Origin of the sequence: Paenibacillus chondroitinus NBRC 15376 (assembly GCF_004000765.1) — a bacterium.
Lineage (GTDB): Bacteria > Bacillota > Bacilli > Paenibacillales > NBRC-103111 > Paenibacillus_E > Paenibacillus_E chondroitinus.
Map to the genome: position 1 here is coordinate 128,446 of NZ_BILW01000010.1, position 13,127 is coordinate 141,572.

At 48.5% G+C, this 13,127-nt stretch carries 14 protein-coding genes; 3 read left to right on the top strand and 11 right to left on the bottom strand.

Translation table 11 applies throughout. From position 1 onward, the window contains the following. Positions 1–92 precede the first annotated feature (92 nt). Positions 93–1,253: a tryptophan synthase subunit beta gene (gene trpB / locus PCH02S_RS14115; protein ID WP_127454017.1), complete on the bottom strand. Its 1,161-nt coding sequence runs from the start codon at positions 1,251–1,253 to the stop codon at positions 93–95. A gap of 287 nt (positions 1,254–1,540) precedes the next feature. Between trpB and PCH02S_RS14120 the strand changes: the two genes are divergently transcribed. Continuing rightward, positions 1,541–2,200 (top strand): FMN-dependent NADH-azoreductase, encoded by a 660-nt coding sequence (locus tag PCH02S_RS14120; protein ID WP_127454019.1) that lies wholly within the window; start codon positions 1,541–1,543, stop codon positions 2,198–2,200. 45 nt (positions 2,201–2,245) lie between these two features. Here PCH02S_RS14120 and PCH02S_RS14125 read toward each other — a convergent pair whose 3' ends face one another. Beyond that, positions 2,246–2,920, bottom strand: coding sequence for an alpha/beta fold hydrolase (locus PCH02S_RS14125; RefSeq protein ID WP_164819565.1), 675 nt, complete (start codon positions 2,918–2,920; stop codon positions 2,246–2,248). 271 nt (positions 2,921–3,191) lie between these two features. Beyond that, positions 3,192–4,034, bottom strand: a complete 843-nt coding sequence (locus PCH02S_RS14130; RefSeq protein ID WP_127454023.1) for an NAD-dependent epimerase/dehydratase family protein — start codon at positions 4,032–4,034, stop codon at positions 3,192–3,194. Between the two features lie 116 nt (positions 4,035–4,150). Between PCH02S_RS14130 and PCH02S_RS14135 the strand changes: the two genes are divergently transcribed. After that, positions 4,151–4,975, top strand: coding sequence for a helix-turn-helix transcriptional regulator (locus tag PCH02S_RS14135; protein ID WP_127454025.1), 825 nt, complete (start codon positions 4,151–4,153; stop codon positions 4,973–4,975). A 208-nt stretch (positions 4,976–5,183) separates the two neighbouring features. On the opposite strand, the gene rlmH is transcribed toward PCH02S_RS14135, so the two are convergent. The 3 genes from rlmH to PCH02S_RS14150 are packed head-to-tail and all read right to left on the bottom strand — an operon-like array spanning position 5,184 to position 7,146. Next, positions 5,184–5,663 carry a 23S rRNA (pseudouridine(1915)-N(3))-methyltransferase RlmH gene (gene rlmH / locus PCH02S_RS14140; RefSeq protein ID WP_127454027.1) on the bottom strand — a complete coding sequence of 160 codons (480 nt, stop codon included), beginning with the start codon at positions 5,661–5,663 and terminating at the stop codon, positions 5,184–5,186. Between the two features lie 58 nt (positions 5,664–5,721). Next, entirely contained in the window at positions 5,722–5,889 is a 168-nt protein-coding gene (locus PCH02S_RS14145; RefSeq protein WP_127454029.1) for a CxxH/CxxC protein, read from the bottom strand. A gap of 33 nt (positions 5,890–5,922) precedes the next feature. Beyond that, entirely contained in the window at positions 5,923–7,146 is a 1,224-nt protein-coding gene (locus PCH02S_RS14150; protein WP_246069074.1) for a S1C family serine protease, read from the bottom strand. Between the two features lie 180 nt (positions 7,147–7,326). On the opposite strand from PCH02S_RS14150, the gene PCH02S_RS14155 reads away from it, so the two are divergent. After that, positions 7,327–7,536 carry a hypothetical protein gene (locus PCH02S_RS14155; RefSeq protein ID WP_235959445.1) on the top strand — a complete coding sequence of 70 codons (210 nt, stop codon included), beginning with the start codon at positions 7,327–7,329 and terminating at the stop codon, positions 7,534–7,536. Here PCH02S_RS14155 and PCH02S_RS14160 read toward each other — a convergent pair. The 5 genes from PCH02S_RS14160 to yycF form a co-directional block, all read right to left on the bottom strand. Continuing rightward, positions 7,505–8,305 carry an MBL fold metallo-hydrolase gene (locus tag PCH02S_RS14160; RefSeq protein WP_127454030.1) on the bottom strand — a complete coding sequence of 267 codons (801 nt, stop codon included), beginning with the start codon at positions 8,303–8,305 and terminating at the stop codon, positions 7,505–7,507. The genes PCH02S_RS14155 and PCH02S_RS14160 overlap by 32 nt on opposite strands. 75 nt (positions 8,306–8,380) lie before the next feature. Then, positions 8,381–9,205: a two-component system regulatory protein YycI gene (gene yycI / locus PCH02S_RS14165; protein WP_127454032.1), complete on the bottom strand. Its 825-nt coding sequence runs from the start codon at positions 9,203–9,205 to the stop codon at positions 8,381–8,383. 40 nt (positions 9,206–9,245) lie between these two features. Next, on the bottom strand, positions 9,246–10,535 hold the full coding sequence (locus tag PCH02S_RS14170; RefSeq protein WP_127454034.1) for a YycH family regulatory protein: 1,290 nt from the start codon (positions 10,533–10,535) through the stop codon (positions 9,246–9,248). After that, positions 10,532–12,364: a cell wall metabolism sensor histidine kinase WalK gene (walK, locus tag PCH02S_RS14175; protein ID WP_127454035.1), complete on the bottom strand. Its 1,833-nt coding sequence runs from the start codon at positions 12,362–12,364 to the stop codon at positions 10,532–10,534. Before walK ends, PCH02S_RS14170 begins: the two co-directional genes overlap by 4 nt. 2 nt (positions 12,365–12,366) lie before the next feature. Further along, entirely contained in the window at positions 12,367–13,086 is a 720-nt protein-coding gene (gene yycF / locus PCH02S_RS14180; protein WP_127454036.1) for a response regulator YycF, read from the bottom strand. Positions 13,087–13,127 lie beyond the last annotated feature (41 nt).

The following is a 13,127-nucleotide window of genomic DNA, read 5'->3' on the forward strand; positions in this document are numbered from 1 at the left end:
TTTACAATCAACTACAATCCCATTTGGGGAATAGCAGCATTTACCTTACAAAACCAAATCAAAAGGCGTCCAATTGGACGCCCTCTGTCTCTCTATTTGAGCATTTGATAAACTTGCTCGACATCCTTATCCCCGCGGCCGGACAGATTGACGATAATAATTTGATCTTCGCTCATCGTCGACGCCAACTGCTTCGCGTAGGCAACCGCATGCGCGCTCTCTAAGGCAGGAATGATTCCCTCCGTGCGCGACAGTTCCTGGAAGGCTTCCAGCACTTCCTCGTTCGTGACCGTTGCATATTCAGCCCGGCCCGACACCTTCAGGTGGCTATGCTCCGGCCCAATGCCCGGATAATCCAGCCCCGCGGCGATGGAATAGGTCTTCTTCGGCTGTCCTTCCTCGTCCAGCAGCACTAAACACTTGAAGCCGTGTATGATGCTCGGAACGCCTTGGGTCAAAGACGGAGCTTGATCGGGCTCGACCCCGATTAAGCGAACGCTCGGCTCGTCGATGTAGTGAGCGAACGCACCGATGGCATTACTGCCGCCGCCTGTGCAGGCCACCACCGCATCCGGCAAACGACCTTCTTTCTCCACAATCTGCCGCTTCGATTCTTCACTAATAATGGCCTGGAAGTGCTTGACCATCGTCGGAAACGGATGCGGACCAACGGCGGAGCCTAGTAAATAAAATGTATTTTTATAATTGCGAACCAGATCGTCCAGCGCCTCATCTACCGCATCTTTCAATCTTCCTTGTCCTTTATGTACCGGTACAACCGTCGCGCCCAGCAGCTCCATTCGGAACACATTAAGCGCCTGCCGACGTGTATCCTCAGCTCCCATATAGATGATGCATTCCATATTAAACATAGCGCAAGCCGTTGCCGTAGCCACACCATGTTGTCCGGCGCCCGTCTCAGCGATGATTCGCTTAGCCCCCATCCTTTTAGCAAGCAGGATCTGCCCAATAGCGTTGTTGATCTTATGCGCTCCTGTATGATTCAAATCCTCGCGCTTTAAGTATATTTTCGGCCCTCCCCAAGCTTTGGTCAGCCGCTCCGCATACGTTAATGGATTCTCACGTCCAACATATTCGCTTAGATAATAACGAAGCTCTTCCTTAAACTCCGGATCGTCTCTAAACTTGTAAAATTGCTCACTCAAATAACTCAACACTTCCTGTAATTCCGGCGGGACAAAGCTGCCGCCAAACTCCCCAAAGTATCCCTCTTGCTGCAATTGTTGGTCCATAAGTAAGCGCCTCCATTTTATGAGATAGGAATGGTACTCTCTGCTATTATCTTATCATAATTTTCTGGTGTCGTATTTAAAAGAAAATAGGCAAACTATGTCCTGCGGATCGGCCAATGAATACGTAGTGAGGGGCATAAAAATGCATAGGCGCACCGATTTCAATATGTTTATTTACATAAACTTCTTGCTTATCTAAATTGACATGCAACTGGGGAAGATATATTATGGACTATATAAATCGTCGATAAATTAAGTCGACAATATACGTCTAGGAGGAACTATACATGAGTAAATTACTTATCATCAATGCACACCCGGATTTTGATTCCACAACCTCTGCAAGTCTCGATGTGTTTAATTATTTTCTGAAAGTATATAAAGAGAAGCATTCCAATGACGAGGTTATTGAACAAATTAATCTATACGACGACGAAGTACCCGCGCTTGATAAAAATGTATTGAGTGCATGGTCGAAACTAGCGGAAGAGAAAGAGTTGACTAGTAAAGAAAAAGAAGTAACCGATCGTATGAACACCCTTTTAAAACAATTCAAAAGTGCTAATAAATACGTCATTGTATTTCCAATGCATAACTTCAGTATCCCGTCGAAACTAAAGGATTATATTGATAATGTTATGATTGCCAGGGAAACATTTAAATATATCAGCCCCCCAATGAGTAACGGAAGAGCATCTGTCGGACTTCTCAATGATGGAAGAAGCGTCGTTACCATTCAAGCCAGTGGGTCCATTTACACTAATAATGACTTCTATGCCGAGCTGGAGTTCACGAATAAATTTTTGAAGTCCATGTTTGATTTGATGGGGATTGAAGATTTTGAAGCGGTGCGGATTCAAGGAACAGCCTTTTTGGATAGAGATGAAGTGTTGCAAAAAGGGTATAAAGATGCTGAGGAGCAGGCTTTGAGGTTGGCGGGTAAGTAAGGACCCAGCCTCCCGTATCCCTCATAGAGCGTCGCTTAGAGGTTCTTAGTGGACCACATGCAAAACCTGACTATCTTCCGCAAGCGTATGTCCGGTATTCTCTAGGATTGTATGCCGCATTTGCAACTTCATCTGGGTAGCAGTATAAAGCAGAGGCGCCTGAGGCAGGCCGTGAGATCCATTCAAGATCAGTACCGGCATACTTATACTTAAAGCCTGAGCCGCTCGCATCCGATTGACTTCTCCGTCGCGTAGTAAAGCTTCGTAATGCATGAATCCAGCTCGCATGGCGCCCGGTAATTGAAATTTACTGATCAGCTCAGCTTTCAGCGTTTGATCAAGCGGATTAATTGGAGACATATGTCTCCAAAACTGTTCAAGATATTCCGCTTCTTTTCCCCGGACCAGACTTGCAGCTAAATCGGCCTGCATATGAAATCCGAAATGCCACGAACCCCCTTTGGCCACATCCATCAGTTCTTCTAGCCCGAATCCCGGCAACACGGATTCCGATATAACGAGTCGTCGAATGCTTTCCGGATAGGACGTAGCAAACGCAAAGGCCGTCATTGCGCCTATGTCCATTCCCATTAGATGGATTTGGTCATGTCCCAGCTTTTGAACAAGTTGATGAATATCTTCAGCACTGTTCGTTTTTTCGTTCCTTACCTGGAGACGGCGAACCGCCAACCCACACCGTTCGTCTCGTCCTTTGCACAACCGACGAAGCAGCAACCAACGTTTACGTTGAAGGAAAGGACATTTACGTGAGGATATACAACCACCAAGACTGCAGAATTCGTATGGGAAGACATTGGGAAAGAAGGGCCTCTTACACCCGTTCACCAAAGACTGATCGCCCTACTTGTGATATGATTCACCGCGCTGCCTGTAACGGCAAGTTTAAAGGCCATCCATGCCAGGATGGCCTTTTTGGGTCGTACCCGTTAGCCAACCCATCAAAATGACTCCTCAGGTACCTTCAACTTTATTAGATAGCACCTGCATCTCTTGCCGAATAAAATGACGGGTAAATCGGCCGATAATTTAATTCTTCTCTGATCCGAGTGGTATCAACGACCATATCCCATGGATCATAAGCCTGTTGCAGTGCGTTTGGGGTAAATTCACTATGATGAAGCATGGCCAATTCCGCAGCGGAGATCGGCGCATCGTCGGCAACATTGTAGATACGGCCATCAATTCCTGGTGTGGAAGCGGCGAGCATCAGGGCTTGAGCTACATCCGCATGGTGTGCCATATGCATTCGTTTGGCTGGATTCCAATTGCGCATATACGGAAGAAATTCCTGGATATGAGGGTCCTGATCACCATAGACAAAAGGAAGTCGTACTATACGCAGTCCCAGTCCCTGTTCGCGATGAAGCTGCAGCAGAGCCGTTTCGGCCGCGGCTTTGGTTTGAGGATATGCAAAGGCAGGTCTAAGCTCGTCATCTTCACGGTTGGGTCTTGAACGATTCCCGGAGCCGTATACATTATTGGTACTGGCAAAAACAAATTTTGGAACTTCCGCCTGCAACGCAGCCCGTGCTAGGGATATACTGCCATCCAGGTTTGAGATTTTGGCGGTATTCTCGTCTACCCCGCGGAACTGAGCAGCCAAGTGAATCACAGCAGCAGTGCCCTGGAGAGCGTCACCATAATCTTCCGGCTGCAAAAGATCGCCTTCAATAAGTTCAGCTCCCTGCTGATGAAGCCAATCCGCCTTTGCAGCGTCCCTAACCAACACTTTAACGTTATGACCCCGCTGTAGTATACGCGGAACAAAACGGCTTCCTACTTTTCCTGTGGCACCTGTTACAAAAATGTTCATTGTTCAAATCCTCCTAGGTTTTTAGAAGCTATACCGGCAGTATAATAGAACGGGCAAGTAGCAACCATCCTGCGATTATCGTATGATTGAAAGTGTCAGGATAAGGAGGAGTTTGAATGGAAGAAATCCCTTCCAGAAAATCGTTAGGTGAATTTTTGCGCTCGCGCCGGGAACGTCTTACTCCGGAAAAAGTAGGGTTGGCATCCTATGGACAACGCCGGACCTCAGGGCTTCGAAGGGAAGAAGTAGCCCACCTTGCCCATATTGGAACATCATGGTACACCTCTTTGGAACAAGGCAGAAGTGTCAATCCGTCAGAGGATGTACTGAATAACATAGCAAAAGCGCTGCAATTGACTGAGGATGAACGCTCCCATCTCCATCTTCTTGCAAGACCGGCACAACAGGAAAAGGTAGAACATCAGCAATTAAATGCAGGCTTGGAACAGATGATTAGGGCTCTTGAACCGAATCCGGCATTTGTACTCGGAAGATACTGGGATTTACTATTTTGGAACAAAGCAGCTGAGTTTGTATTCCATTTCCCATCATTTTCAGATCAATTGCAGCAGAGACCTAATTATATGAGATTCTTCCTGATGGACAACAAGCTGGGATCGGACACAAAGGATTGGGAAGCCAAAAGACAAATCATGATCGCACGCTTTCGTGCGGATTACGGACACTTCCCGAATGATCCGGGGTTCAATGAGCTTATTGAGGAATTTATGCAGAAAAGTCGGCTGTTTCGCGAGAGCTGGCCGATGCATGACGTTCAGGTCGTAACCGATTGCCATAAACGGTGGTACGATCCTCGTATCGGAGAGATGGAGTTTGAACATGTGACCCTGCAGCAGCCGACCCATCCGGATCTGAAGATTATGATTTATATAGCTTCAGCAGATACTGCTCTACGTCTGGGAAGTTTAGTGAGCAATTAGGAGTATTGATCAGTCACTTGAGACTTGCATTCACTCTAGAACTGTAGATCCAAGACCCCTTTCGAGGGGTCATTTTCATTTTTAGGTGGTCTGCAGATTGAGAATCAACAAAACAGAGCAGGAAGTGAACACCGCACGATTAGCTTGGTTAAGAGCTAACTTATTTAGTTTCCCACATCGCTTAACTTGTAATACAAAAAACCTGCCGTTATTTATGATAAGGCTCGCCCCGATTTATCCGCATAGCGCGATAAATCTGCTCCACCAGCACCAGCCGCATCAACTGGTGCGGCAGCGTCATGCGGCCAAAGCTCAGCCGCATATCCGCACGGCGCAGCAGCTCGCTAGAGAGCCCCAGCGAGCCGCCGATCACGAAGGCCACCTGGCTCCGCCCATAGGTGGCCAACTTATCGAGCGAGGCCGCCAGCTGCTCGCTCGACCACATCTCGCCGTCGATGGCCAGCGCCACGACGTACACATCCGGACGCAGCGCAGTCAACAGACGCGCGCCTTCACGATCGCGCACCTGCTGCTCCTCAGCGGCGCTCATGTTCTCCGGTGCCTTCTCATCCGGCACCTCAATCATCTGCACCTTGGCATAAGGCCCAAGGCGCTTGACGTACTCCGCGATCCCATCCACAAGATAGCGCTCCTTCAACTTCCCAACCGTTAAAATCTGTATCTGCATAAACGAATACGCCCTTTCTTAATCTATTCAAAAACAAAAAGGAAGGCCTAAGCCTTCCTCATACAACTAGAAATCGCGCCAACTCCTGGCAATGCTCACAATGGGAAGGAGGCTCCCAGTTCGCGAAGTGGGTTTTCAGCAAATCCACAACGTCCGGCGCTTCCTCGTATTCATCGACAAACTCATCAATCGCGATTTCCACATGATCCTTACAAACTACGTGCATGCAACTACCTCTCATCCGCATTGTTTCTATATCTTATTTATCCGTTGCTTCCACTAACGTTACGACCGCATTCATCTTCTTGCCGCCGCGATAGAAAGTAACGTTCACTTTATCACCAATATGTTTCTCATTGTATAAATACTTACGCAGCGTGATCGTATTATCAATCTTCCGGTCATCCAACAACACGATGACATCCTGCGGCTTCAGACCCGCCTCTTTGGAAGGGCCGGATACTTCGAAGACGATAACTCCAGTTTTCACATCTGCGGGCAGCTTTAATACATCCGTCCCTTTAAAAGCTTGCAATTCCTGCGTCGAGACACCCATCAGCGGTCTTTTGACCTTGTGATCGGTGATTAGATTATCGATGATCGGCTTGGCGCTATTAATAGGAATTGCGAAACCTAACCCTTCAACGCCGGTATCCGCAATTTTCATCGAGTTAATCCCAATCACTTTACCGTCGATGTTGACCAGGGGTCCGCCGCTGTTTCCTTGGTTGATCGCCGCATCCGTCTGGATGACATCCATCTCCCAGTCATAATCCGTACCCTCGCGGGACAAAGCAACCGGTATCGTTCGCTTCGGCGACGAGATGATGCCCTGCGTGACTGTGGGCGAGAAGCCAAGTCCTAGCGGATTACCGACGGCAATCGCCATTTCCCCAGCGCGGAGCGTCTCAGAATCGCCAAATTCCGCAAGGACCTTAATATCCTTGCCATCGGCTTCCAAAACGGCTAAATCCGTGATACGGTCACGGCCGACCAGCGTAGCCTTGCGATGTTCACCTTGAAAATTGACGATTTCAAACTGGTTCCCATTTTCAACAACATGGCTATTGGTTACGATACGCACCTTATCCCCATTCCGGGAAAAAATGACGCCCGATCCAATCCCGATCCCGCTCTCTTGACCCTTATCATCCTTCTTGGAGGAGATCACGCTGACTACAGCCGGCTTGATCTTCTCCGTTGCCGCCACGACAGAGTCGTTGATGTTCATCGGACGCGTCTCTGCATTCGCGACTGCAGCCGGTATCGCTATTGCATCGGTTTGCGATTCCTTATGACCCAAACCGCTAACTAAGCCAACTAGCAAAAGCATCGATAAAGCCCCGCCTACACCTGCGATAAGGGCCACATTTCGTCTGCGTTCCGTAAAGCCTGTAAATCCTCCCGACCTTTTAGGACGCCACACAGGCTCTCGCTGCTTGGTTCTTTTCGTCGAATAAAAATCATCATCAAACAAACTCACAGGGTGTCCCTCCTTGCTGACAGGGGGCGGGTCATGCCGCTCTTGCCTCAGAATCTTATTTGCAAAAAATAGGAATGTTTCGTTCCGTTCTTGCCTACAATAATAGTAAACCAAATCTCTCAAGGAATTACTAGAGTTAACCGTAACTTTAAATTAGAAAACCAAAGGAGAATGCACATTATGAATCGAATTCCATCCCATATGGACGAAATCAATATGATCGGGAAGCTCGCTGATCTCAAGGACAGCCTCTACCACCAATCCCTCGTGCTTTCATCTCTCATTCAAACACTGATTGATAAAGGTCTGATCACGCCGCAGGAAATACAGCTCAAATCCAAAGAAATCGACGCCGCGCTTACTCCGAATCCAATACATCCCATTTCGTAGAACGGTCAAAATACGTATCCATTAATCGTAACTGCTTAGACTCCGGGGCGCGCTCTTGTACTATGTTATTCACCGTTAGCCTGGCTAAATCCATTAAATTATGGTCACGGCTTAAATGGGCCATATAGACGGACTTCGTCTTATTCGTCATTACGTCACAAAGCGCTTCTCCCGCGGCTTCGTTGGATAAATGCCCCTTATCCCCGAGAATGCGGCGCTTAATGCTCCAAGGATAGTGCCCTACGCGCAGCATGTCTACGTCATGATTCGTCTCTAGTACCAGTGCATCTGAATCTACAATCTTCTCTTTCACTTTCTCGCTCATATAGCCGAGGTCCGTGACGACACTTATTTTCTGCTCCCCATCATAAAAGCAATAGCCCACCGGTTCCGCCGCATCATGCGAAATCCCGAACGATTCCACACGCAGTGTACCGAATTCTTCGATGCTGCCGGTTTCCATAACCCGCTTGTTCTCTTCTGCAATCACACCGATTTGGCGGTCCAATTCCACCCATGTTTTCTCGTTCGCATAAATGGGCAAATCATACTTACGCGCCAGCGCGCCTAGACCTTTGATATGATCTGAATGCTCATGCGTGATTACAATGGCGTCAATGGTATCCGCGGCAAGCTCGCGTTCCTTCATCAACGCCTCCATCTTCTTCGCGCTGAAGCCCACATCGATAAGCACCTTGGTCTCCCCATTGTCGACGACCGTCGCATTTCCCGTCGAACCGCTCGACAGTACTGTAAACCTCATACCCATCCTACCCTGCTCCTCTATGCATTCATGTACACATGTTTTAGTTATTTATGTAAAACGCTGCGCTACCACTCTACTCTACTTTTTTTCCGGCTTGTTCTTATCATCGTTGTTATTTGTATTTGCCGGTTTGCCGCCTTCCGGCGTTCCAAATGGCACAGGATCCGACCCTTTTTGCGGAGACTCCACCGCGCCGTTGAACGCTTGCAGATAATAAATATCGTGATTATCAATCGTAATCCGCCAGTGCGGGAACATCGGCTGTGTCTGGGAATTGTAAGGCTGTCCATGGTACCCCAGTCTGACCTCTGTGATAACCGAGCCTTCGCTTAAATAGTTGTCTACAAGGCTGCGTACCGCTAACTGAGCGGGAATCAGCTTTTGCTCCGTTTGTTCTACTCCTGATTCTACTTCAACGTAGGCTTGACGGTAACTGGTAATTTCTCCATTTTCCTCATTTAACTCTACCGTCACATCAAAAAGCGGAAGCTTGCCATACAGCTGATTAAATACATAAGTACCATTCGTTCTTACCGCCGAATCCAGCTGATACAGGTTAAAATTCGGAATTTCCGACTGAGCCTGAACTTCTTTGCTTGCCCCTTTGCCGAGCAGCGCGCTCATGCTTAACGGCGTTTTCAGCATTTTCTTGTCCCCAGGCTTTATACTATCGTCATATTTCACCGTAATCACCTTCAGCTTCGTAACATCCGTCGGCAATTCATCGGCTAATCGAATATTTTTACTGTGGAGTGCGCGATTCAGCTCCTCGATCGTCCCTGACGTGTCTAGCGAGATTTCCGTCTGATTGGAGCGATTGGTGGACCACAGCTGGAAGCCAAGAATCATATTGAGCAGCAAAAAGGAGCAAATCAAGATCGTTTTGGCCCTGCTCCAATTCATGGTCTCACCAACCTTTCCATAAAAATAGTGTTAATCATCCTTATTCGATGAAATCATATGTGCCATCTCGCAGCTCCAAAGCCCATGCAGGAACTAACGTGAGGGTCTTTTCCGAAACAACCGGATGATACGCCGGAAAAATAGAGACGATGCTGGACCGCCGCTGATAATACTGCAACCGTTCTTCTAAAGCGTCACCGGATAATATTTCCCCGTCACGCCGCTGAGCTGTCTTCAGATCCGGAATAATCATGGACCGTTCGAATCCAGAGATGATTCCCTTCTGTACCTGCATTTTCAGCGAACCATAACCCTCAGGTTGTGAGGTCACAATCGGCAAGGATTCATAATACTGACGGAACGTGAAGGCCTGATTGTCAAAAAGCTGCTTCTGTGGCGTCCGAGCCACCATATATTTACCGTCCCAACCAATATGTTGGTTGATGAATTTAATACCCGCAAGCAAGTTCTCAAGCACTTCGCTTTTGCTCTCCACAGGAGCGACAGGGTCGGAGTACGTCACCCACCGCAGGTCGCGATTAAGCTGAAAACCGCGTTTGCTGTCCGTGTAGATTTCCGAACCATCGCGCTCTTTAAGATAGCGGGTGATGCCCGGATCTACGAACAGGCTTTGCTTCAATTGATCCGCTGTAAGCAGGGTGTAATTGAAGGTATAACTCGGCAGCCTGAGCGGCTTGACCGGAAGATAGTAATCGCCGCTGTTCGTCGTCTTATACAGATTCGTAACATCACCGAAGGCCGCAAAATTCTCCACGTCTTTACTTGTAAAATCGGCCCCGATCACCTCATAGCCTACGCCTGGTGAATCCGTAAAGAAGAAAGCGCGAACATCTTCGTTATTGCCTTTCGAATAAATCCATATCCGCGTCACTTTATCGTTATCCGCCGGCAGCTCGCCTTCAATCCGCAGCACCTGCTGCAAAATGGTGAACGGAATGCCGTCCCGGAACCGGATCTCGACGCCTTGCTGCTTATTGCGAACATCTTCCCAGTTCACATTCACCAAATACATTGATGTCTTGCGGAAGCCCTTAAAGCTCCGCTGCTTAATGTTATCAAGCAATCTTGTATAGTAATAATTCGTGGGATACAGCACGGAATGTTGTTGATTGCCCAGATGGACAATAATTTGATCGGGAAAAAGCATATCCTGCAGCTCTGCCTGCTTCCCAAGTGTCTCTGTCTGCACATAGTTGCTTTGTTGAATGGGCTCAATCTTAGGCGGGCTGTACGACGCCAGCAAAAAACTTTGATACAGCGAGGTACCAATCAGGATGACAAGCGCGATAGATTTTAAACTCTCAATCATAGCTCATCCTCCTCCTCTTGCTGAATCGGCAGCGTAAATACAACACGGGTCCCTTGTCCCAACTCGGATTCTAAACTAATCGTACCGCCATGCGCTTTGACTATTTCCCGGGCAATGGACAACCCAAGTCCTGTACCGCCCATATTCCGTGAGCGTGCTTTGTCTACACGATAGAAGCGGTCAAAAATGCGGGTCAAATCCTTTTTCGGAATCCCAATCCCATTATCCTGAACGGAAATCTCCAGCATATCCTTCTCGATCTTCCGAGCCTCCAGCCGGATGGCGCCTTCATCGCCCGTATACTTAATGGCATTGGACACCAGGTTATCGAGAACCTGATCTATTTTGTCACGGTCGAGCAGCAGGCCGGTTACGCCTTTCTCGACCCGAATCACAATCTCAATCTTGCGCTGCTGCAGCTGAAAAGAAAACCGATCGGCCACTTCCTCCAGCATTTCGCTCACAAGTGTTGTAGATTTACTCATCATCGACTGCTTGGAATCCAGCCTCGACAAGTGTAAAAGATCTGTCACCAAACGGATCATCCGCTCTGTCTCGCTGCGTGTCACGCTGATAAAGCGAGAGGCTAACTGCGGTTCCTCGATGGCGCCGTCATCCAGCGCTTCCAGATAGCTCTTGATCGTCGTCAGCGGTGTACGCAGCTCATGCGACACGTTCGCGACGAACTCGCGTCTGGCTTGCTCCAGCTTCTCCTGATCCGTCACATCCTGCAGCACCGCAATAATCCCGCTTTGCCCTTCTCCCCGGCGGTGAATCGGTGTGAACGTAATCCTTACGGACAGCTGCTCATCATCATCCGGCAGTTCTATATTGAGAAGCGTCGTGCGCACCTCTCCCTGAAGCAGCCCTTGAATCGTCTCGTCCGGAATCCCGAGCACCTTGGAAATATCGAGGCCAATCGTCGTGTCTTCTTCCGCTTGCAAAATTTGCTTCGCCCTGCGGTTCAGGACGATGACATGGCCTTTATCATCCGTTGCGATGACCCCGTCGTTCATATTCGTCAAGATGGAGGCCAGCTTCTCCTTCTCCTCTTCATTGAGAGACAGGGCTTCCCTGAGCCGATTCATCATGAAATTAAACGTATGGCCAAGCTGGCCGATCTCGTCGGTACCTTGAATTATGACCTGTTGATCAAAATTCCCCTCCGCAACCGCTGTCGCCTGTTTCGTAATCTCTTTGATTGGATTTGTAATCGTACTGGTGAGGATCACACCAAGAATAGCCGTTAATCCTAGCGCAATCAGTGTTCCCGAAATCAGAATGCGGTTAATCGACCTGATCGTCTTATAGACATCCTCCATGGATGCAATCAGATAGACAGCGCCCAGAACTCGCGCACCGCTGCCCACAGGCTTAGCGATAATGACCTTCCGATAACCATCTTCGTCGGTAAAGATCCGCTGGTTGTCCTTAATCCCTTGCAGAGCCCTGATGACTTCCGGCTGCGTATTTTTTTGCTTTAAATGATTGGGAACCGACGTGCTAATGACGTTCCCGTTGGCATCTATAATTTGAATTTCAGCATTATTAATCGAAAATAAATTGCTAACGAACTCGTTCAAATCCGCGTACGTTTTCTTGCCTTCGGCAGCGTTCTTGCTGTCTTGGTCTCCTGTAAGGTAAGACCCCACGAAACCTGCCAGCAGCGTAACCTGGCTATTGCGCGAAACCAAGAAGTCGTTCTTGAAATACGTCTCCACCGTTTTGTAGAAATACACCCCGATCAGCTGCATCGCAATCAAAATAAGCAGGACATACACAATAATCAGCTTCGCTTGGATCGATTGAAAGAAGCGGATGCCCTTCATGCTCAGAAGCCTCCGGCTTTAGGGCTGCGCATTAAATAGCCAAGCCCCCTGCGCGTCATGATGTACTCCGGACGGCTTGGGTCCGTCTCCAGCTTCTCGCGCAGCCGGCGTATCGTCACATCGACGGTGCGCACGTCGCCGAAATATTCAAAGCCCCACACCGCTTGCAGCAGGTGCTCGCGTGTCATCACTTTGCCGGAGTTTTTGGCCAAATATTGAATCAACTCGAATTCGCGATGCGTCAAATCGAGCGGAACCCCATCTTTATACACCATGTACATGTCGTTATCGATGAATAAAGCGTGAATTCGCATCCCGTTGCGCTGCGTATCCGACTCCGTCGGAGCTGTCTGCACTTTCGTCTGGCGGCGTAAATGTGCCTTGACTCGGGCCAGCAGCTCTCTTGTGCCGAATGGCTTGGTGACATAGTCGTCCGCACCCATCTCCAGGCCAAGTACTTTATCCAGCTCGGTATCTTTGGCTGTTAACATAATAATCGGTGTGTTCAGCTTCGAGCGCACCTCTCGGCACACATCCATCCCATCCTTCACGGGAAGCATGAGATCCAGCAATATAAGATCGGGCTGCTCGGAGAACGCAAGCTCTACAGCGCTTCCGCCATCATAAGCACAGACCACCTGATAGCCCTCTTTTTCCAAATTAAATTTCAAAATATCTGCAATCGGTTGTTCGTCATCCACCACGAGAATTTTCCCAAACAAACCTACCACCGCCTACTCCAGGATAAACTGCGAAGTCGTCC

Coding starts and splice junctions, on each gene's coding strand:
- rlmH (WP_127454027.1), bottom strand. CDS start 5,663: ATGCAGATACAGATTTTAACGGTTGGGAAGTTGAAGGAGCGCTATCTT.
- PCH02S_RS14170 (WP_127454034.1), bottom strand. CDS start 10,535: ATGATTGAGAGTTTAAAATCTATCGCGCTTGTCATCCTGATTGGTACC.
- yycI (WP_127454032.1), bottom strand. CDS start 9,205: ATGAATTGGAGCAGGGCCAAAACGATCTTGATTTGCTCCTTTTTGCTG.
- trpB (WP_127454017.1), bottom strand. CDS start 1,253: ATGGACCAACAATTGCAGCAAGAGGGATACTTTGGGGAGTTTGGCGGC.
- walK (WP_127454035.1), bottom strand. CDS start 12,364: ATGAAGGGCATCCGCTTCTTTCAATCGATCCAAGCGAAGCTGATTATT.
- PCH02S_RS14120 (WP_127454019.1), top strand. CDS start 1,541: ATGAGTAAATTACTTATCATCAATGCACACCCGGATTTTGATTCCACA.
- PCH02S_RS14145 (WP_127454029.1), bottom strand. CDS start 5,889: ATGCACGTAGTTTGTAAGGATCATGTGGAAATCGCGATTGATGAGTTT.
- PCH02S_RS14155 (WP_235959445.1), top strand. CDS start 7,327: ATGAATCGAATTCCATCCCATATGGACGAAATCAATATGATCGGGAAG.
- PCH02S_RS14160 (WP_127454030.1), bottom strand. CDS start 8,305: ATGGGTATGAGGTTTACAGTACTGTCGAGCGGTTCGACGGGAAATGCG.
- PCH02S_RS14130 (WP_127454023.1), bottom strand. CDS start 4,034: ATGAACATTTTTGTAACAGGTGCCACAGGAAAAGTAGGAAGCCGTTTT.
- PCH02S_RS14135 (WP_127454025.1), top strand. CDS start 4,151: ATGGAAGAAATCCCTTCCAGAAAATCGTTAGGTGAATTTTTGCGCTCG.